We start from the raw sequence: 20,979 nt of genomic DNA, 5'->3' as shown, positions 1-20,979 counted from the left end.
AGGTAGCTTTTTTGTATAGTTTTTTAAAAGAAAGAAAAACTAATAAAAGGAGTTGATGCTATGCAAGAGATTGTTAATTTTATTAAGGATAACTTTGATTTTAATGTTTTTATACTTTTTTTAATCACAAGCTATTTTTTATATATGGACAGCGTTGATTATAAAAATAAAAATTTAGAGAAGGAAAGAAAATTCTCTAAATTTTTTGCAATTTTTTATGTTGTTATTTCATTTATTTTATACTTGGCAACTAAAATATTGCCGTCCTAATTTTTGATGGGAGAGATAAATATGCTAAAGAGAAAAAAGGAGATTTATTATACATATACGCCCGAGAACAAGACTAAGATAAGCAAGAGCCTTGAGGAAAATGTGGCTCTTATAAAGACTATGCTAAAGGATTGTAATGATATAGTTTTTAGGGAATTTGAAGTTGGTGGAGACAATGGAGTCAAGATGTTTTTGTTTTACGTTGACGGAATGGCAGATAAGCTTTTGCTTGATGAATTCGTGTTAATACCCTTGATGATTAAATCAAGGGAAGTTTTACCTGATTTCAATGCCGTTAAACACAAACTATTTGAAGTTTCTAAGGATAATGCAATGACGGTAACTGATTTTAAAGAAGTGGAAATAATTGAAGAGCTTGTTTTGAATGTTTTGAGCGGTGAGACCGGCCTTTTGATTGATTATACAGATAGAGCTCTTGTAATCGCAACAAAGGCATGGCCAGCAAGAAGCGTTGCAGAACCATCTGCTGAAACTATAATAAGAGGGCCCAGGGATGGATTTACAGAAACGATGAGAGTTAATACTGCGCTAGTAAGAAGAAGAATCAGGGACCCACGATTTAAAATTGTGCAAAAGAAGCTTGGAGAAAGGTCGCAAACGGATATTGCAATAATGTATATAGAAGATATTGTGGATAAGAGGGTATTAGACGAGTTAAATAAGAAATTGGGAAAAATCAGCATAGATACAATTATGGATAGCGGATATTTAGAGCAACTGCTTGAAGATAAAGTTTTTTCGATATTCCCTCAAGCACAAACAACAGAAAGACCAGATGTTGTTGCTGCAGCAGTATATGAGGGAAGGGTGGGAATTTTAGTAGATAATTCCCCCTTTGCATTAATAGTTCCTGTCACTATAAATGCATTCCTTCAATCTGCAGAAGATTATTACAGTAGGTCAATAATTGCTACATTTGTAAGATTCATTAGGGTGCTTGCTGGTGGACTTTCTATACTTTCACCTGCACTTTATATAGCAATTACAAGTTTTCACCCGCAGATTATTCCATCTAAGCTTGCTCTTTCAATTGCAGCTACGAGAGAAGGGGTTCCTTTTCCAGCATTTATAGAAGCTATCATAATGGAGATTACATTTGAACTTTTAAGGGAGGCGGGTATTAGACTACCAAGGCCGATAGGTTCTACTATTGGAATAGTAGGTGGTCTTGTCATAGGTCAGGCAGCAGTTTCAGCAGGCATTGTAAGTCCCATTATGGTAATTGTGGTTGCAATTACTGCAATTGCAAGTTTTTCAATTACAAATTATGAGCTTGCAACAGCGCTTAGGCTTTTAAGATTTATATTTATGATTGGGGCATCGATATACGGGCTATATGGAATATCTCTTTGCTACATAGGCACTTTGATATATTTGGTAAACCTAAAATCCTTTGGGACACCGTATCTTGCACCTTTGGCACCGCTTTATTTAGAAGATATGGTTGATAGTGCATTAAAATTTCCTATTAAGTATATAAAGAAAAGGCCGAGGATGTATGATCCGCAGGATATAATAAGGCAAGGTGATGAAAATGGTTCCCAATGATGACAAAATATCAAGTTTTCAACTTGGGTTGTTAATTTTTCTAACTCCTATAGGAGTTGGCATTTTTACGCTTCCAGCTGTTTTAGCAAAGGATGTAGAGAACAATGGATGGTTTGTTCTAATTCTTGGAGGTTTAATAAATATTTTATTTTTATTTTTTATATCTGAAGTAGGCAAGAAATATGCTGAATTGGGATTAGTTGAAACATTAAGGACATTATTTGGAAAATTTATAGGAACTTTAATGGCATTGCCTATATTTTTATTTTACTTTCTTTTTACTGCGATTGAGATAAGGATGTTTGGTGAAACAACAAAGATGTATCTATTGTTTAACACACCACTTGAGTTTATTATGATTCCAATTTTTATTGTTGCATATTTGCTTGTAAGAATGGGAATAGAGCAAATTGCAAGATTTTTTGAAGCAATATTTTACTTAACAGTTTTAACATTTGTTTTTTTGTTTTTGCTTGTGGTTCCCAAGAGTGATTATAGCAATTTGCTCCCTGTTTTGAGGGTTGAACCATTAAAGATTCTAAAGGGGATTAGTGATAGCCTTTTTTCATATGCAGGCTTTGAGATTTTGTTTTTTCTTTTTCCTTTTATTCGAAAACCTGAAAAGGCTTTTAAAAGTTCTATGATAGGAATGATTTTTATCATATTTATATATATATTTATTGTAATTCATTGTTATGCAAGATTTGGGGCAGAATATACCAAAACGCTTTTATATCCTACTTTATCTTTAGTCAAAGCTTCAGATGTTCCCGGCGCCTTTTTAGAAGGAATTGAAGGGCTTTTGTTTTCACTTTGGATTATACTTATTTTTACGACTATCGTAACTTATGTTTTTGGATACATGATAGTTGGAGGGGATTTGATAAAACATAGGGAAAAGAAACATATAGCAATAATGATTATGCCGATTATATATATAATATCTTTGATACCAGATAGTATTGCAGATATTGTTGACCTTAGTGATAAAATGGTGCTTTATCTTGGATATTACACATTGTTTTTTATTCCAATTGTAATGTATATCGCTTCCTTGATTAAGGGGGTGAGAAAAGCATGAAGAAAGGTATGATTATTGGGGTGCTTTTAAGTTTGATGGTTATATCCGGGTGTTGGGATAAAATAGAGATAGAAGATAGATTGTTTGTTTATGCCATTGCAATAGATGAAATAAAACAAGATGCTCATACCCAGATAGAAAAACCATTCTATGAATTTCAAAATCAGAACTTAGAGGTTATTTTCATTGCCCCTAATCCATCAAAAATTGTTTCAGGCGCTCCAAAAGGTTTTGAAGAAATTAAAATTAAGGCGCAAAATTTACCTGAGGCCATAGGAATGGTTAGTAAAAAGCAAAACAGAAAACTTTTTTTTGGGCATACAAAATTAATAATCATTGGAGAAAATCTTCTAAAGGATAAAGATAAGTTAAGCGACTTTTTAGATTGGCTTGATAGGGAGCCTCTAAAAAACAGGTCCTCCTTTATTGTTGCGACTAAGGATATAGAGAATATTCCTGAGGTAACACCGAAACTAGAAAAGTTAGTAGCACCATATATCATAGGAATAATAGAAAATCAGTCAAGGGTTGCTACTATGATTAATGTTAGTTTAAGTGAATTTATATCAGACATAAAGATAAGCGGCGCGTCAATGTTGCCTATTGTAGAAAAGCAAAGTGATGAAATTACTATAAAAGATGTCGCACTGCTTAAGGATGGTAAGATGTTTGGAACAATAAGTGACAGATATTTGAGAGGATATTCAATTATAACAAACAAATTAAAAACAGGAAGAAAACTTTTTAAGTATAAGGATAAAATTTTATCATATCATTTAACAAGTTCAGCATGTGATTTAAATTTAAAAGAAAAAGATGATAAATTGCAATATAATGTAAAAATTGAGCTTGAAGGTGATATAGAGGAGTTTTTATTTAATGAGGATTTGTTAAAACCTGATGTTATTAAGGAGCTAAAAAAATCTATAGAAGAGCAAGTTGAACTTGAGATGAAGGAAGTTGTTAGATTTTTTCAGCAGGATATAGGATATGATTACCTTGAATTAAAGGATTGGACAAAAAAACACAAGTATAAATTATATAAAAAATACGAAAAGGATTGGGATAGAGCTTTTAAAAATGCAGAATTTGAGTTTGAAATTGAAACGTTTATTAGAAGAATTGGGGTTGTAAGGTGAATAAAATTCTAAAAAGTGGGAATGATAATAGCTAAGATTAGTAAAGGGGGACAAATTATGAAAAGGATATTGATGTTTATCTTAGCTGTTATCATTTTTGTTATGTTCTTGGGGATTGATACTTATAAAAACAATGGTTTTGATGAGAATCTAATTAGATTCCACGTTATTGCAAACAGCGACAGCCTAGAGGACCAAACTGTTAAGTTGAAAGTTAGGGATGAAGTTTTAAGGCAGGTTTCTCCATTGTTGACTAATGCAAAAGATTTTAATAAGTCTTATAAAATTATAGACGAAAGTATTGATTTAATTGAAGAGACTGCCAATAAGGTTTTAGTCCAGAATGGATTTAATTATAGGGCAAGGGCATATTTGGGACATTATAGTTTCCCTGTAAAAAAATATGGGGATGTAACTTTGCCTCCAGGAGAATACACAGCGCTAAGAGTGGTTTTAGGAAAGGGAGAAGGGAAAAATTGGTGGTGCGTAATGTTTCCCCCTTTGTGCTTTATAGATATTACAAGAGGCAAGGTGGATAAAAAGAGTGAAGAGATGTTAAAAAGAGCGCTTGAGGATGCAAGCATAGAGACATTTAATAAGCCGAATAAGATTCAACTAAAATTTAAAGGTGCTGAAGTTTTTTCAAGAGCAATCGAGAGGATTAAAGGTTCTGCAAGAAAATAAAATAGCTGTCTTAAATAGTGATTTTTGTATTACTATTTGAGACAGCTTTGAATTTTGCTAGCGGCTTGATAAATCAATCAATAATTTTGCAATATCTTCAACAGCATTTGGTTTTGCTTTTTCACTTGCCATTTCTTTCATGTGGGTCAACCGTTTGGAGCTTCCTAAAAGTTGCTTTAGTGTTATTGTAATGTTTTCAGGTCTTTTTGAATAAGCAGCAATTCCGCAATTTAAGAGGTATTCTGCGTTTTTTTCTTCCTGCCCAGGAATTGGCGATATTAATAACATTGGTAAATTTTTAATTAGAGCTTCTGTAATTGTAAGGCCACCAGGTTTTGTTATTATTAAATCTGAAGCTGACATAAGTAAGTTTATTTCATCTGTATATCCGAATATCTTTGTTTTCTTATTGCATATATTTGATAAGTTTAGCAGCTGATTTTTGAGCCTTGCGTTGTATCCTGCAACTGCTATTATTTGAATGTCTAGGGTGCTATATATCAATGATTCAAAAACGCTTTTAATATTTCCTATACCAAGTCCACCTCCCATAATAAGGATGGTGGTTTTGTCTTCAAGCCCGAGCAAATCCCTCGCCTTATTCTTTTCAATTGCTTGAGCAAAGTCGTTGCAAATGGGTATTCCAAGTGGATGAATAGATTCGCTTGGGACTCCAAGGTTTATAAGGTCGTCTATGAAATCCTCGTGGGGTATTATATAGGCATCAATATAATCCTGAAACCAAAATGGATGTGGTGCATAATCGGTTAGGATTGCGGCTGTTTTTATTTCTGTTTTACCCTTCTTTTTTAGTATAGACATTATCTCAATGGGGAACGGATGAGTGCATAGAACTAAATCAGGGTTTATTTCCTCCAATAGGCTTTTAAATTTAATTGAAAATATATCGTGAATTAGATTGGAAATGGCTGAAACAGCATCCTCGTTTTCGGAAAAATAATAAAGTTTTCCGTATAGCTTAGGGGTTTTTTTGAGGGATTTTAAATATCCGCCAACTATTAGTTTATCAACAATTGGATTTATATATTTCAGGGTATCTACTATCTCAAATTCAATATTTGGATTGTTCTCGGCATAGTATTTTTTTAATGCTTCGGCTGCTTTTTGATGGCCTTTTCCCGCTGAAACGGTTAGGGCAAGTATTTTCATCATTATCACCTCAAAGTCATTATATAACCTTTTTTTGATTTAGTCATTCGTTATTACAATAGCTTAACATATATTTCAAAAAATCTTTAAAACCATACATATTATTGAAAATTATGTAAAAAATATCTATTAGAATTGTTGTCTGGAGGGATAATATGAAGAGGGTAGTTCAAATGGTTCTTCCGCTTTTAATAGTATTTTTTATTATTCAAATTTTAATTCAATATAATTCATCTGTTTCAGCAGCTGCATATAAATTGGGTTCAAAGGGTGATATGGTTAGTAAGATTGAAACAAAATTAAAAAGCCTTGGGTATTTTAAGGGAACGCCTGATAATTACTTTGGAAGTGATACAAAGGAGGCAGTAATAAAGTTTCAAAAGGCAAGAGGTTTAAAGGTGGATGGAGTAGTTGGTTCAGCTACTTTAAATGCCTTGGGAATAAGCACATCCAATAATACTGCTTCAAGGGGAAATAAAATACAAAGGTCTGATGTAAGCCTTTTAGGAAGAATTATAAACGGTGAAGGAAGAGGCGAGCCATATATTGGGCAGGTTGCGATTGGGGCTGTAATAGTTAACAGAACAAGGGACCCAAGATTTCCTAAGACTATCGCAGGTGTAATTTATCAGCCAGGTGCTTTTACTGCTATTGCAGATGGGCAAATAAATGCAAAATTGGAGCCAATGCCACAAAAGGCGGCTAATGATGCTTTAAATGGTTGGGACCCGTCAGGTGGGGCGATATATTATTATAACCCTGCTAAGACGACAAATAAGTGGATTTGGTCTAGGCCAATTATAAAAAAGATAGGTAAACACGTATTTTGTAAATAGGAGGTGCAGGTATGTTTAATAAAAGGTCTTTTCTTGCAATCGTAGTTTCTATAATAGTTGTTGGAACATCTACATATAGTTTTTTGCTTTATCTCGATAGAAAGGAATATAGAAATTATCTGCAGGCACAATATCAAAGAAGTTTATACGATTTGATTTCAAATGTCGATGGTATTCAGGTATCCCTATCGAAAGCCCAGGTCACTGCAACGCCCAAACAGGCTCTTATATTGTTTGGGGATATATGGAGGCAGGCAAGTATTGCTCAGGATAAATTAAATTCTCTCCCAATTTCTCACCAGGCAATAGGCCAGACTACAAAGTTCTTAACTCAGGTTGGTGATTTTTGTTATTCTTTATTAAAGACTGTAAACTCAGGGCAAAGTTTGACTGAAGCAGACATGAATACTGTTGAAAAGCTTACGGATTTTGCTGGATACCTAAATGTTCAGCTTCATGAACTTGAAAGAGAAATAAGCGCTGGAAATATCGACTGGACTGAAATTAAGGACCAGGGTTCATCCACGTTTAATAGGAATCTTGCTGAAACTGTAGATGTGAAATTTGAGAGGATTGCAAAGGAGCTTCAGGAATATCCTACGCTTATTTACGATGGTCCTTTTGCTGAAAATGTGTTAAATATTAAGCCTAGGGTTTTAAAGGAGAAGGAAGTAAGCCTTGATGAGGCTAAGAAAATAGCAGCAGATATTATTGGAAAAGAAAGAGTAGCTTCAATTTCGCAGTATAGCGACAAAACAAGCGATAAGGTCCCAACATATGCTCTTTCTGTTAAGGTTAGAGGAAGAAAAGATGGAGATATAAATATAGATATTAGTAAAAATGGCGGACATCTTGTTTATATGCTTGATTCAAGAAGCGTTGGGAAGGAAACAATAAAAATAAAAAAGGCAGTCGATATAGGTATAAAATTTTTAGAAAAACATGGCTATAAATCCATGATTCCTACGTATGCTCTAAAATATGATAATGTTGCTGTAATTAACTATGTGTATGTTCAGGATAAGGTTGTTATTTACCCTGACCAGATAAAATTGAAAATCGCTCTTGATAATGGAGATATTGTGGGTATTGAAGCACAGCATTATATGATTGCACATACAAAAAGGGATATTCAAAAGCCAAGGATTTCGGTTGATGAGGCAAGGAGCAATGTTTCAACAAAGCTTGCTATAAAAAATGTAAGACTTTCTATTATTCCTATGGAGTCTATGAAGGAAGTGTTCTGTTATGAGTTTTATGGTGAATATAAAGGAGAGAAATACATAGTTTATATAAATGCAATGGATGGAACCGAGGAAAGAATATTAAAGCTTATAGATACTCCAAATGGGGAATTGACTATGTAGCTTACAGTAATGTTATTATTTGCATGATTGCAATTACAATTTCGGGGGATAATATAAGTAAGGAACGAAACAGGGGGGATTGAAATGAGCAGAAGGCATGGAATTATGTCTGATGCTTTAAAGTATGAGCTTGCAAAAGAGCTTGGCGTTGATGACATCGTAAGAAGAGAAGGCTGGGGTGGAGTTCCTTCAAGAGAATGTGGTAATTTGGTTGCAGCAGCAATTAGGTATGCATCAAGAATGGCAGAAGAACAGAATCATAGATAGTATATGGGTGCTATTTGCACCCATATATTTTTTGCTTTACAAAATATATCAGTTGATTTAAAATTACTTAAGTTAACTTTTGAGGATTAAAAATGTATAATATAAATATAATTATTATATAGCAGTAGAAAAGGCAGGGGATGAAATTGGATACACGACCTATAGGGGTGTTTGATTCAGGAATAGGTGGATTAACTGTTGTAAAAGAAATTATGGATACATTGCCTAACGAAAATATAGTTTATTTTGGTGATACTGCAAGAGTGCCCTATGGTTCAAAGTCAGCAGAAACTGTTACAAGATTTGCAAAGCAGAACACGAGGTTTTTATTGACGAAGAATGTAAAGGCAATAGTTGTTGCATGCAATACCGCATCGGCATTTAGTTTAGATGAATTGCAAAATGCTTTTGAAATTCCCGTAATAGGGGTTATAAAGCCGGGCGCAAATGCTGCAGCAAAGGCATCGAAAAATAAAAGGATTGGAATAATAGGGACGGAAGGGACTGTAAACAGCAGAGCCTATGAAAAAGCAATTATAAAGCTTTTGCCAGATGCTAAGATTTATGCATATCCATGTCCATTATTTGTTCCAATTGTGGAGGAAGGATGGGCGAATACAAAGGTTTCTTATATGGTGGCTGAAGAGTATTTAAGCCAATTAAAAGAGAAGCAAATAGATGCCCTTGTTATGGGATGCACTCACTATCCGCTGCTTACAAAGGTTGTGGATGATGTTTTGGAACATAAAGTTAAACTAATTAATCCAGCCAGGGAAACGGCACTTGAGTTAAAAAGAATATTGAATGAAAATTGTATCGAAAATACTATCGATAACAGCGCCGAATATGAATATTATGTCAGCGACAATCCAGATAAATTTAAAAGAGTAGGCGGAAACTTTTTAGAACATGATATAATAAACATAAGAAAGATTGATATAGAAAAATTCTAAAGCCCAAGGGGATGAAAATATGAAGAAAAAAGCATTGATTTCAGTAAAAAATGTGCAAAAGATAGATGGAGAAAAAGAAGTGATAGAGCTTATTACTGAAGGCGAATTTTACAAAAATGACGATAAATATATAGCTGAATACGATGAATCGGAACTTTCAGGACTTGAAGGGACACGAACAACTCTTATGCTTGAAAAGGATAAGGTAAGCATAATAAGAAGAGGCACGACCAACTCCGACCTTGTATTCAAACGTGGTCAGAGCGTTGTTAGCTTTTACACCACCCAATTTGGAGTATTGAACATTACAATAAGACCCCGAACTGTCCAGGTCAACGTCGACGAAAACGGCGGCAACGTAAAACTCGAATACGAAATCAACAGCAACGGCGATGGCTTTATCGACAACTCCCTCGAACTAAACATCAACCTACCTAAAAACTAAAGGGCCTTCACCCTTTTTTTATTGGGGACGGTTCTCAATTTAATCAACTCTACGACAATTAGGACAAATTCCTAGGGACGGTTCTCAATTTATTTAACTCGACAATAATTAGGACAAGTCATCTTGTTATTATTTTTACTTTACTAAAATAATAAGTAAAAATGTAGTTTAAATATATATAGTTGCAACCAAATGTTTTTAATTAGGGAGACCCCTTAAAAAAATTAATCAATATAAATGTGATTGAAAAATTAAGATTAGGTCTATAAATAGATTGTCTAAATTTTCAAAAACAAGAATAATTTGAGAACCGTCCCCATGGGATAAAATTTTTGCAGATAGAAATAAATTGAGAACCGTCCCCAGGTTGTGGTATTATAACTACAAACAGGGGTGATGAAAATGGAGTTTGTAGGGAAAAGTAAAGAGACAATAAAAATTAAGGAGTATGCTGAGAAAATCGCAAATTCGGATTCGCCTATTTTAATATATGGAGAGACAGGAACGGGAAAAGAGGTTTTGGTGGATTATATTCATAAAGTAGGCAATAGAAGAAATAGGCCGCTGGTCGTTCAAAATTGTGCAGCTGTTCCTGCTAATCTTTTGGAGAGCATTTTGTTTGGAACTACAAAAGGAGCATTTACTGAGGCTACAGATAAGAAGGGGCTGTTTGAGGTTGCCGATGATGGAATTATTTATCTTGACGAGTTGAATTCCATGCCAATTGAGCTTCAAGGAAAAATTTTAAGGGTTTTGGAAGATGGGATGGTTAGAAGAATAGGAGGCTTAACTGAAATTAAGGTTGATGTAAGGGTTATTGCATCTGTAAATACAGAGCCGTTTGAGTGCGTAAATAAAGGTTTTTTGAGAAGGGATTTATTTTATAGATTAAATGTGTTTTATTTAAAACTTCCCGAGCTTAAGGACAGAAAAGAAGACATAAAGGAACTTTGTGAGTATTTTATAAAATATTATAACGAAAAATTCAAAAAACATGTTAAAGGAATTAGCAATGAGGTTGTAGAAATATTTTATAGATATGATTGGCCGGGCAATATAAGGGAGCTTAAAAATGTTTTAGAGTCGGTTATGAATTTTAAAGATGGAGGAGTTATCACTATTGAAGATGTTCCAGAGCATTTGATCGTTAACGAAAAAGGTCTTGCCGAAATGATTGAGGAGTTTGAAAAGAGCAAAATAGCCGAAGCATTATCTTTAAACGATTATAATATTTCAAATGCAGCAAAATATTTAAAGATTCCGAGGCAGACGCTGCAATATAAAATAAAAAAATATGGCTTGTGAATAATTTTGTAGAAAAAATATCAAAATAAGGAATATATAAATTTTAGTATTATTTTCTGCACATAGGTATATATATATTTTAAGAATTTATTGAGGAGGGGTTTTATGCGTATTAAGTGGCTTGGTCATTCGTGTTTTAAAATAACAAATTCAAAGGGAATAAGAATTTTGACTGACCCTTTTGATGATAATGTTGGTTATCATCTACCACAGGTTGAAACGGATATAGTTACTATGAGCCACCAGCATTTTGACCATAATTTTGTTGACTGCGTTAAGGGGAATTTTGAAGTTGTAAACAAAGTGGGTAATTTTTATGTGAAGGATATAAACATAACTGGAGTTCATACATATCACGATGAGGAAGGCGGAAAGAAAAGAGGAGACAACATAGTTTATGTATTCGAAACTGATGGGATGAGGATTTGCCACTTAGGAGATTTAGGGCATATTTTAACTCCAGCACAGGTTGAAATGATTTCCAAGGTAGATATTCTTCTGATCCCTGTTGGCGGTATTTATACTCTTGATGCAGAGAAGGCTAAAGAAATTGTTTCCATTTTAAGGCCTAAAATTGTTATTCCAATGCATTTTAAAACCGATGTTTTAAAATTCAATTTAGACCCAGTTGATAATTTCACTGCATATTTTGAAAATGTTGAAATACTAAAGGGTCAAGTAATTGAAATTAAGCAGGAAGATTTAGCAAGAGAGGATTTAAGAGTCGTTGTTTTGAATTACAGATAATTTTAAAGGGGTGGGTTGTCTACCCTTTTAATTTTTATAAAAAATTAATTAATAGCAGTTGATAATTTGAAAAATTTGCTGTAAAATATCATAGTTAATATTACAAAGGAGGGGCGTTATGGCAACGAAATATATATTTATAACAGGTGGAGTTACGTCGTCGCTTGGAAAAGGTATTACCGCAGCATCCCTTGGAAGGCTTCTGAAATCTAGGGGTTTAAAGGTGTCCATTCAAAAGTTTGACCCTTATATAAATATCGACCCAGGAACCATGAGTCCATATCAGCATGGTGAGGTTTTCGTCACCGATGATGGTGCAGAAACAGATCTTGATCTCGGTCACTACGAGAGATTTATCGATGAGAACTTGTCTAAAAATTCCAATGTCACTACCGGAAAAATCTACTGGTCAGTAATTCAAAAGGAAAGAAGAGGGGACTACCTCGGAGGAACAGTTCAAGTTATCCCACACATTACAAACGAAATCAAGCAAAGAGTATATAGAGTTGCAAAGGAAAGAGATGTCGATGTTGTTATCACTGAAATAGGTGGAACTGTCGGCGATATTGAAAGTCTGCCATTTTTAGAGGCAATCAGGCAAATCAAATTCGATGTAGGAAGGGACAACGTCCTATTTATCCATGTTACTTTGATTCCATATCTTGGCAAATCGGGCGAACTAAAAACAAAGCCAACTCAGCACTCAGTTAAAGAGCTAAGAAGCATCGGTATCCAGCCAGATATAATTGTCTGCAGAACTGAAAAGCCTTTATCAATTGAAATAAAGGAAAAGATAGGTTTGTTCTGCAATGTTACAGCTGAATCCGTAATTCAAAATATTGATGCTGACTCTATTTATGAAGTTCCACTTCTTTTGAATGAAGAGGGGCTTGACGAGCTTGTTGTTAAAAAATTAAAGATTAACTGCGGTGAAGCAGACCTTATGGAATGGAAGGACATGGTCAATAAACTAAAGAATCAAAAGGAAACTGTTAAAATTGGGCTAGTTGGAAAATATGTTGAGCTTCATGATGCGTATATGTCTGTTGCTGAAAGCTTAAGACATGCTGGAATAGCTAATAATTGCGATGTTAAGATAGAATGGATTAATGCAGCTCATGTTGATATGGAGAATTATAAGGATGTGTTAAAGGATGTCGATGGTATATTAGTTCCTGGTGGATTTGGAGATAGAGGAATTGAAGGAAAAATTCTTGCTGCAAAGTATGCAAGGGAGAATAATGTTCCATACTTTGGAATATGCCTTGGCATGCAAATTGCAGTTATTGAATTTGCAAGGGATGTTGCTAAATTGGAAGGTGCAAATAGTTCGGAAATCGACCCTGATACAAAATATCCTGTGATTGATTTGATGCCAGAGCAAAGGGATGTAGATGAAAAGGGAGGAACCATGAGGCTTGGAATCTATCCCTGCAAGCTTGATAAGGATACATCCTCTTATAATGCTTACAAAGACGAAATAGTTTACGAAAGACATAGGCATAGATATGAATTTAACAATGAATTTAGAAGCAAATTGACTAATTTAGGGCTTGTTATTGCTGGAACCTCACCGGATGATAGGCTAGTTGAAATTGTTGAAATTAAGAACCATAAGTGGTTTGTTGGAGTTCAATTTCATCCTGAGTTCAAGTCAAGACCAAATAGACCGCATCCGCTTTTTAGAGATTTTGTTAAGGCATCTTTTGAAAATAGGCGTGCAAAATAATGCGCGCCTTTAATATTTTTTGGGCTTTTTGGGAAAAATAGATTTGGTGATGTTATGAAGGTTTTAATTATTATCCCAGCATACAATGAAGAAAGAAATATTAAGAGGGTAATTGAGGATTTGAATAGATTTTATTCGAGCAAGGATTTGCTTGTTGTGAATGATGGTTCTTTTGATGGAACTTCAGAGATTGCAAAGCAGTGCGGCTGCAGGGTTATTGACCTTCCATGCAATTTAGGTGTAGGAGGAGCAGTTCAAACTGGTATTAAATTTGCAAAAGAAAATGGATATGACGCAGCAATTCAATTTGATGGAGATGGGCAGCACAGGGCTGAGTATATTGATAAATTAATTGAGGCTTTAAGCTATGCTGACCTTTCGATAGGTTCAAGATTTTTAGGTGGAAATAGCTTTGATTCAAGCCTTTTTAGAGGAATAGGCATTAAGTTTTTTTCGCTACTAGTTTCTATTCTGACCGGTAAAAGGTTTACCGACACGACTTCTGGTTTTAGAGCTTTTGGTAAAAGAGCTATTGACCTTTTTTATGATTATTATCCTGTCGATTATCCAGAGGTTGAGTCTATACTTTATGCAAATTCAAACAAACTAAAGATTGCAGAAATTCCAGTTTTGATGAATCAAAGGATTGAGGGAAGGTCATCTATAACTCCAGTAAAGTCCGTTTATTATGCACTTAAAGTTACCCTTGCGCTTTTATTAAAGCCATAAGGATGTGAATATATGGTTTTTATAATTATATTACTATATTTTACAATTATATTTTATTTTTCTAAGAAGAGGTTCATCGAACTTCAGTTTTCTTTGTGGCTTTTAATCTATGGTAGCATTTTTTTAATAGTATCTTATTTCTACACAAATTATACTTTCTTGATTTATTTCCTATTTCCTATATTTTACCTTCTTATAATTATTTCTAAACTTCAGAGGCAAATAATAAGGCTTGTTCAGGAAGTTGGGATTTTAAGACATTACCTTGGTCAAATTAAAAACGATTAATTGGGTGAATGGTTGTGAAAAAGAGATTTATATTGATTTTTTTGTTTGTTGCTGTTTTAATCTTTATTTCTGCCCTTTACGGGAATAAATTTTATCTTGGCAGTTTTGCATCTATGAACAACGATGATGTCAAGTATATAAGAAGCGGTATTTATATTTTAAAAAAGGGAAGCTTGATTTATAAAAGTAAGAATTTTAACACTGTTTATATCATGCCTGGATTACCTTTTGTATTGGCAGCTTTTTTTAGATTTTTTTCTGTTTTAGATGGTGTTTTTGCGTTTAGGATTTTTCAGGATATACTTCAGGGTATTTCAGCTTATTTGATTTATTTGCTTGCCAAGGAAGTTTTTGATGAAAAGGTTGCAATAGTTGCGCTGATAATAGATATTTTGTATCTTCCTGAGTATTTTGTGCCTCAGGTGGTTCTAAATGAGTGCATTTTTAAGTTTTTATTTTTGCTGAGCATTTATTTTGCGATTAAGGGGACAAAAACTTATAGTTTCAAAAATTATATTCTAAGCGGTCTTGCTTGGAGTCTGAGCCTTTATTTTAAACCTGTTGTGGCACTTTTTCCAATCATTATCGCTCTGGTATGGATTAAAAAGAAAATCGATTTCGCTTTTGCGTTGCGGGTAAGTTCCGCTATTGCTGTTATTTTTATCGCTATAATGATGCCTTGGTGGATAAGAAATTATAATCTTTATGATAGGTTCATTCCTTTTACATTATCAAGCGGAAATCCTATGCTTCAGGCTACTTATTATAATTATGACAATAGTATTGATTTTATAGAATATGAAACTGGCGATGATGAAATTGAAAATGACAAGTATGAGCTTTATCTAACAAGGGTTAGATTTTATTCACAATCAAAAAAATTTGGGTGGCGATATGTTTATTGGTATTTGATTAAAAAAACTACATATTTATTTACAAGGCCGTTTTACTGGAGAGATGTTTTTGGAGTTGGTTTAAAATATGTTGCTTTTGTGCATAATTTTATAATGTTAACCGGAATTTTGGGGATATTATTTTCAAGGAAGAATATTTTAAGTGATTTTTTGCTTTATATATTAATATATTTTGTATTAATTTATATTCCTTATTTTACTTTTTCAAGATATGGATACCCATTAATGCCTATTTTAATTATCTTTTCGGCATTCCTTCTACAAAAAATATTTTTTTTCGACATTAGCAGGAATTTTAAATGATTTGTTGAATATTTTAATCAGGGAGGTGAAGTTATGTTTATTAGCCCTACTTTTAAAATGGTAATAAAATGCAGCAAATGCGGAAAATATGTTCCATTCAATATAGATTTATTTAGAGCAAAGTCATCAAGCTGTTTAAAATGCAGCTGTGGTCATGATGTCTTGAGCTATGAACTAAGAAATGGTGAATTGCATTTTGAGATAGACTGCGTTGTTTGTGAGAAGAAGCATAAATATAGATATAAGGTAAAAGAGCTTGTAGAAAAGCCTTTAAAGGTTGTAAATTGTCCTTTCAGCGGTATTGAGATTGCTTTTGCTGGTAAACACAATAATGTTGATGGTATAATTAAAAGATATGAGAGCGATTTTGAGGAATTTTTAATTTCACTTGGATTTATGTATAAATCAAGGTTAGGGAGGGTTTAATAATGAAGTTATTTATCGACACTGCCAATGTAAATGAGATTAGAGAGGCTGAAGCATGGGGAGTTATTTGTGGAGTTACGACTAATCCTTCTTTGATTGCAAGGGAAGGAAGAGATTTTGTTGAAGTTGTAAAGGAAATTACAAGCATAGTTGATGGACCAATAAGTGCTGAAGTAATTAGCCTTGAACACGAAGGAATGATTAAGGAAGCAAGGGAACTTGCTAAGATACATAAGAATATAGTAATAAAGATACCTATGACAATTGAAGGCTTGAAGGCTGTAAAGGTTTTATCTAAAGAAGGGATTAAGACAAATGTTACATTAATTTTTTCATCAGCTCAGGCGCTTTTAGCAGCAAGAGCAGGAGCAACATATGTTAGCCCATTCCTTGGAAGGTTGGATGATGTAGGAATGGACGGAATGTATCTGATTGAAGAGATTGTAAATATATTCGATAACTATGGAATTGAAACGGAGATAATAGCTGCAAGCATAAGAAACCCAATTCATGTTGAAAAGGCAGCTCTTGCAGGTGCTCACATTGCCACAGTTCCATTTAATGTATTACAACAAATGACTAAACATCCATTGACTGATATAGGAATTGATAGATTCCTTAAGGATTGGGAAAAGGTTCCTAAGAAGTGATTACGCCCCCCAAAGTCGTATGATTTTGGGGGATAATTTTTAAATAATTTTTACTTTACAAAATTTGTTTTTTTAATTAAAATTATATTACTAATGTGCGAGTCAACTTCAATCATGTAAATCAATTTCTGTTTATCATATAGGTTTCCAGGTCCATAATTTTTTCAGCAATTGAAACCTATATTTTGAGTTGGATGGATTTTGTAAGGGAAATATAAATGTAAGGAAAACTTTTAATTCATTTCGTTTATTCCCAATGGTTTTAAATAAATTTAACACGCGAACTAGGAGGTAAATTATGGAATTTGAGGAATTAAAGACCAAATCGCTGGAGGAGTTAAGGGATATAGGAAAGGATTTGGGCATTAAATCAGTAACAAAGTTTAGAAAAAGTGAGCTAATAGAAGAGATTTTAAAAATTCAAGAACAACCTGAGGATGAAGCTAGTAAAGAGATTTCTATAATCATCCCTGAGGTTGAAAAAGAGCTTGAGGTTATGAAGCTGCATGATATAGATGCTGATAAGAGGAATAGATTGCAGGAGCTTTTGGTGGATTCTGATACAGTTGAAGGGATTTTTGAACTTGTTGAAAATCAGTCCTATGGATTTTTGAGGCTTGATAATTATCAGCAGGGTTTAAGGGACGTTTATGTTTCGCCTTCGCAAATTAGGAAGTTTAATTTAAGAACCGGCGATAAGATAAGAGGTAAGGCAAGGATTCCAAACGAGTCTGAAAAATATAGGGCGCTTTTGTATCTTCAGGAGATAAACGGATTTCCGCCTGAAAAAATAATTGGAAGAAAATCATTTGAAAATTTAACACCAATTTATCCAACCGAAAGACTGTCTCTTGAAACTTCGGGCAACGAACTTGCAACAAGGTTAATTGATATTTTAGCCCCAATTGGACGAGGCCAAAGAGGACTTATTGTTGCGCCTCCTAAGGCTGGAAAAACTGTTCTTATGAAAAAGATTGCTAATGCTATAACAAGAAATCATCCTGATGTGATATTGATAGTTCTTTTGATAGATGAAAGACCTGAAGAAGTTACTGATATGCAAAGGTCTATTCAGGGAGAGGTTGTTTATTCAACATTCGATGAAGAGCCGGAAAATCATACAAGGGTTGCTGAACTTGTGTTGGAAAGAGCAAAGAGATTGGTTGAACTTAAAAAGGATGTCGTTATATTAATGGACAGCTTAACAAGGCTGTCAAGGGCGTATAACTTAACAATATCACCAACGGGAAGAACATTATCAGGTGGTTTGGACCCAGGAGCGCTTATTCAGCCTAAAAAATTCTTCGGTGCTGCAAGAAACATAGAAGAGGGCGGAAGCTTGACAATACTTGCAACAGCGCTTATTGAAACCGGCAGCCGTATGGATGATGTTATATTCGAAGAATTCAAGGGAACCGGAAACATGGAAGTTCATCTTGACAGAAAACTGCAGGAAAGAAGAATCTTCCCGGCAATTGATATAAACAAATCTGGAACGAGAAGGGAAGACCTGCTATTAACGCCTGAAGAATACAACTGTGTCCTTGCAGTGAGACGTGTTTTAGCTGTTGAAACATCACAGGAGGCTACGGAGAAGCTTATTCACGCTCTATTAAAAACCAAGAACAACAAGGAATTCGTCCAACTATTCCCCAAGCTAATTTAAGGCTTGGGAACCCTTGGGGACGGTTCTCAATTGATTAGCATCTGACACAATTTGTATGCATTTGCAATAATAGAATATAAAAAGTAAAAAGTAGTTGATAAAATATGTTTCGTATGTTATAATTTTAAAGGTTAATAGGGAAAGTATATAATAACAATTATATTTCCATAAAGTTATTAGAAAGAGGTGAAGCAGATGAGAGAAGGTATTCATCCAAATTATACTCATGAAGCAGTAGTTAAGTGTGCATGTGGTAACACTTTTGTAACTGGATCTGTAAAGAAGGAATTAAAGGTTGAAATTTGTTCAAAATGCCATCCATTCTTCACAGGAAAGCAAAAGATGATTGTTGAAGCTGGTGGAAGACTAGAAAAGTTCATGAAAAAATACAATATCAAGCACGAAGAATAATATGCTGACCGGAGTTCCGGTCTTTTTCTTTTAGAGGGAGGGTATGCTATGTATGGGCCAAAGGACCACGGATGGATTGAGATTATTGTTGGACCAATGTATTCGGGTAAAAGTGAGGAACTGATAAGGAGAATAAAAAGAGCTAAAATAGCAAGACAGAAGGTTCAAGTTTTTAAACCATCTATCGACATAAGATATAGTATTACAGAAGTTGTTTCGCATAATGGGGATAAAGAAGGTGCGTATTCTATTGAGAAGGCTTCTGATATATATAGGTTTATTGATGAGGATACTGATGTAATTGCAATCGATGAGGTTCAATTTTTTGATGATGAAATTGTCGAGGTTTGCAAGAAACTTGCTGATAAGGGAAAAAGAGTTATTTGTGCTGGGCTTGATATGGATTTCAGGGGAGAGCCCTTTGGACCAGTGCCGCATTTATTGTCTATAGCAGAATTTGTTGATAAAATACAAGCTATATGTGTGGTTTGCGGAAATCCTGCGACGCGCACCCAGAGGCTTATAAACGGGCGACCTGCTAAATACACCGACCCAATTGTTCTGGTTGGCGCTAAGGAAGCCTATGAGGCTCGCTGTCGCAAGTGTCATATAATTTTGAAATAGGGACGGTTCTCAATTTATTCTTACATAGAAAAATTTGTTTAGGGGTATCGTTATGATGGGCGTTATTGATAGGTTTGAAGGTGAATTTGCTGTTATTGTGTGGGACGAAGGTGAAGTTGAAAATGTTAAAAAAGAACTTTTGCCTGAGGCAGCAAGGGAAGGCGATGTAGTTGTTTTTGCTGGAGATTATTTTATAGACTATTGTGAGACGCAAAAGAGAAAAGAGAAAGCTAAGAAATACTTGGACTTATGGGAAGATTAGGCTTGAATAGTAGATATAAACATTTTCTATAATTATTTCAAAAACTGAATAATAATATATAATCTGGGCATACTATGAATGAAATTTTAGGAATGGAGTTGATAGTATGCCCAGAGTTGCAAGAGTTAAGGCTTATGATGCTGTTTATCACATAATGTCAAAGAGCATTTCTGAAGTCGATTTGTTTAGGGATGATAACGATAAAAGAGCTTATTTTGATATTGTAAAAAAATATCAAGGTAAATACGAGTTTAAAATTTACGCTTATTGTTTAATGACAAATCATGTCCATCTTATCGTAGATTCAAACGGTTATGATATTTCAAAAATAATGCATGGTATAAATTTGCGTTATGTTCAATATTTCAATAAAAAATATAAGAGGCATGGACATCTTTTCCATGATAGGTTTAGGAGTATTGCTGTTAAGGATGATAGATATCTTATTACGCTCTCTGCTTATGTGCATAATAATCCACTTGCTATAAAAGAATATAGGGAAAACTTAGAGGCATACGAGTTCTCGAGTTTAGGTGTTTATCTTGGATTGACTCATGATAAGTATGGCGTTTTAGATGAAAGTTTTATTATGGGTTTGTTTGGGAAGAATGTTAAAAGGGCAAGAGAAAAATATTTTGAGTTTGTTAATATTTGTAACGAAAAGAAGATGAAAAAAATTATAGAATTTGAGGACCAACCTGGTGAGTATAGAAGCGAGAGGATAATTTTAAGACGTGAATATTCAGCTGAAGATATAATTAAGTTTATGGAAGAGACAATAGGGCTTGATAGAAAAATGCTGCATATGAAGTATAATAGGAAGGCTACGGAATATAGAGCTTTAGCTGTATTTTTAATGAGATGTTTGTGCGGGTATAAATATAAAGAAATTTGTGAAGTTATAGGTGGTGTAACGCTTTCGAGGGTATCCAAGCTTTGCAATATTGGTTATGAATTGATTATGACAAGGGATGAGTATAAGGATTTGATAAATAAATTTTTGGATAGAAAAATTATATGAGGCTTTCACCAGAATTAAATATATATGGAATAGAGAAGCAATATTTCATATATCAAATTTGGGGTAAATTAGTAAAATAGAAAATCAAACTTTTTGCGGAATTTGATTTTTTGAACTTTGTTC

The 20,979-nt window shown here is 34.0% G+C and carries 23 protein-coding genes; 22 read left to right on the top strand and 1 reads right to left on the bottom strand.

What is annotated here, in order from left to right; translation table 11 throughout:
• Positions 1–60 precede the first annotated feature (60 nt).
• From ABG79_RS02880 to spoIIR, 5 genes are read left to right on the top strand one after another with little or no spacing between them, the layout of a single operon-like run.
• The gene (locus ABG79_RS02880; protein WP_057976925.1) at positions 61–270 is read left to right on the top strand and encodes a CLC_0170 family protein; all 210 of its coding nucleotides are present in this window, start codon (positions 61–63) and stop codon (positions 268–270) included.
• A 21-nt stretch (positions 271–291) separates the two neighbouring features.
• Positions 292–1,839, top strand: a complete 1,548-nt coding sequence (locus ABG79_RS02875) for a spore germination protein (RefSeq protein ID WP_057976923.1) — start codon at positions 292–294, stop codon at positions 1,837–1,839.
• Entirely contained in the window at positions 1,826–2,920 is a 1,095-nt protein-coding gene (locus ABG79_RS02870; protein WP_057976921.1) for a GerAB/ArcD/ProY family transporter, read from the top strand. Before ABG79_RS02875 ends, ABG79_RS02870 begins: the two co-directional genes overlap by 14 nt.
• A complete protein-coding gene (locus ABG79_RS02865) occupies positions 2,917–4,059 on the top strand; it encodes a Ger(x)C family spore germination protein (RefSeq protein ID WP_057976919.1) in 1,143 nt (380 codons plus the stop codon). Before ABG79_RS02870 ends, ABG79_RS02865 begins: the two co-directional genes overlap by 4 nt.
• A gap of 57 nt (positions 4,060–4,116) precedes the next feature.
• Positions 4,117–4,743: a stage II sporulation protein R gene (spoIIR, locus tag ABG79_RS02860; RefSeq protein WP_057976916.1), complete on the top strand. Its 627-nt coding sequence runs from the start codon at positions 4,117–4,119 to the stop codon at positions 4,741–4,743.
• Positions 4,744–4,800: 57 nt separating this feature from the next.
• Here the strand turns inward: spoIIR and ABG79_RS02855 are convergent, their stop codons facing one another.
• Positions 4,801–5,913, bottom strand: coding sequence for an MGDG synthase family glycosyltransferase (locus ABG79_RS02855; protein WP_057976914.1), 1,113 nt, complete (start codon positions 5,911–5,913; stop codon positions 4,801–4,803).
• Positions 5,914–6,068: 155 nt separating this feature from the next.
• Between ABG79_RS02855 and sleB the strand changes: the two genes are divergently transcribed.
• From sleB to ABG79_RS02765, 17 genes are all read left to right on the top strand, one after another.
• Positions 6,069–6,749: a spore cortex-lytic enzyme gene (sleB, locus tag ABG79_RS02850; RefSeq protein WP_057976912.1), complete on the top strand. Its 681-nt coding sequence runs from the start codon at positions 6,069–6,071 to the stop codon at positions 6,747–6,749.
• An 11-nt stretch (positions 6,750–6,760) separates the two neighbouring features.
• Positions 6,761–8,116 carry a germination protein YpeB gene (gene ypeB / locus ABG79_RS02845; RefSeq protein WP_057976910.1) on the top strand — a complete coding sequence of 452 codons (1,356 nt, stop codon included), beginning with the start codon at positions 6,761–6,763 and terminating at the stop codon, positions 8,114–8,116.
• Between the two features lie 84 nt (positions 8,117–8,200).
• Positions 8,201–8,383 carry a small, acid-soluble spore protein, alpha/beta type gene (locus ABG79_RS02840; RefSeq protein WP_057976908.1) on the top strand — a complete coding sequence of 61 codons (183 nt, stop codon included), beginning with the start codon at positions 8,201–8,203 and terminating at the stop codon, positions 8,381–8,383.
• A 146-nt stretch (positions 8,384–8,529) separates the two neighbouring features.
• A complete protein-coding gene (gene murI / locus ABG79_RS02835; RefSeq protein WP_057977057.1) occupies positions 8,530–9,336 on the top strand; it encodes a glutamate racemase in 807 nt (268 codons plus the stop codon).
• A 19-nt stretch (positions 9,337–9,355) separates the two neighbouring features.
• Positions 9,356–9,781, top strand: coding sequence for a YwiB family protein (locus ABG79_RS02830; protein WP_057976906.1), 426 nt, complete (start codon positions 9,356–9,358; stop codon positions 9,779–9,781).
• A 402-nt stretch (positions 9,782–10,183) separates the two neighbouring features.
• On the top strand, positions 10,184–11,086 hold the full coding sequence (locus ABG79_RS02825) for a sigma-54 interaction domain-containing protein (protein ID WP_057976904.1): 903 nt from the start codon (positions 10,184–10,186) through the stop codon (positions 11,084–11,086).
• A gap of 105 nt (positions 11,087–11,191) precedes the next feature.
• Positions 11,192–11,833, top strand: a complete 642-nt coding sequence (locus tag ABG79_RS02820) for an MBL fold metallo-hydrolase (protein ID WP_057976902.1) — start codon at positions 11,192–11,194, stop codon at positions 11,831–11,833.
• Positions 11,834–11,951: 118 nt separating this feature from the next.
• Positions 11,952–13,562, top strand: coding sequence for a CTP synthase (locus ABG79_RS02815; protein ID WP_057976900.1), 1,611 nt, complete (start codon positions 11,952–11,954; stop codon positions 13,560–13,562).
• 54 nt (positions 13,563–13,616) lie between these two features.
• Entirely contained in the window at positions 13,617–14,291 is a 675-nt protein-coding gene (locus ABG79_RS02810) for a glycosyltransferase family 2 protein (protein WP_057976897.1), read from the top strand.
• A 302-nt stretch (positions 14,292–14,593) separates the two neighbouring features.
• Complete coding sequence (locus tag ABG79_RS02800; protein WP_057976893.1) at positions 14,594–15,796, top strand: ArnT family glycosyltransferase; 1,203 nt, start codon at positions 14,594–14,596, stop codon at positions 15,794–15,796.
• A 33-nt stretch (positions 15,797–15,829) separates the two neighbouring features.
• The gene (locus ABG79_RS02795) at positions 15,830–16,222 is read left to right on the top strand and encodes a hypothetical protein (protein ID WP_057976891.1); all 393 of its coding nucleotides are present in this window, start codon (positions 15,830–15,832) and stop codon (positions 16,220–16,222) included.
• A 2-nt stretch (positions 16,223–16,224) separates the two neighbouring features.
• Positions 16,225–16,872 (top strand): fructose-6-phosphate aldolase, encoded by a 648-nt coding sequence (gene fsa / locus ABG79_RS02790; RefSeq protein WP_057976889.1) that lies wholly within the window; start codon positions 16,225–16,227, stop codon positions 16,870–16,872.
• Positions 16,873–17,170: 298 nt separating this feature from the next.
• Positions 17,171–18,538: a transcription termination factor Rho gene (rho, locus tag ABG79_RS02785; RefSeq protein WP_057976887.1), complete on the top strand. Its 1,368-nt coding sequence runs from the start codon at positions 17,171–17,173 to the stop codon at positions 18,536–18,538.
• 195 nt (positions 18,539–18,733) lie between these two features.
• Positions 18,734–18,949 carry a 50S ribosomal protein L31 gene (rpmE, locus tag ABG79_RS02780; RefSeq protein ID WP_057976885.1) on the top strand — a complete coding sequence of 72 codons (216 nt, stop codon included), beginning with the start codon at positions 18,734–18,736 and terminating at the stop codon, positions 18,947–18,949.
• Positions 18,950–18,997: 48 nt separating this feature from the next.
• Complete coding sequence (locus tag ABG79_RS02775; RefSeq protein WP_057976883.1) at positions 18,998–19,573, top strand: thymidine kinase; 576 nt, start codon at positions 18,998–19,000, stop codon at positions 19,571–19,573.
• Between the two features lie 52 nt (positions 19,574–19,625).
• Entirely contained in the window at positions 19,626–19,835 is a 210-nt protein-coding gene (locus tag ABG79_RS02770; RefSeq protein ID WP_200956782.1) for a DUF3006 domain-containing protein, read from the top strand.
• A 106-nt stretch (positions 19,836–19,941) separates the two neighbouring features.
• Complete coding sequence (locus ABG79_RS02765; protein ID WP_057976882.1) at positions 19,942–20,856, top strand: transposase; 915 nt, start codon at positions 19,942–19,944, stop codon at positions 20,854–20,856.
• The last annotated feature ends 123 nt before the right edge of the window (positions 20,857–20,979 follow it).

Source organism: Caloramator mitchellensis (genome assembly GCF_001440545.1).
GTDB classification, from domain to species: domain Bacteria; phylum Bacillota; class Clostridia; order Clostridiales; family Caloramatoraceae; genus Caloramator; species Caloramator mitchellensis.
This window is presented reverse-complemented; position numbering and strand designations above follow the sequence as displayed.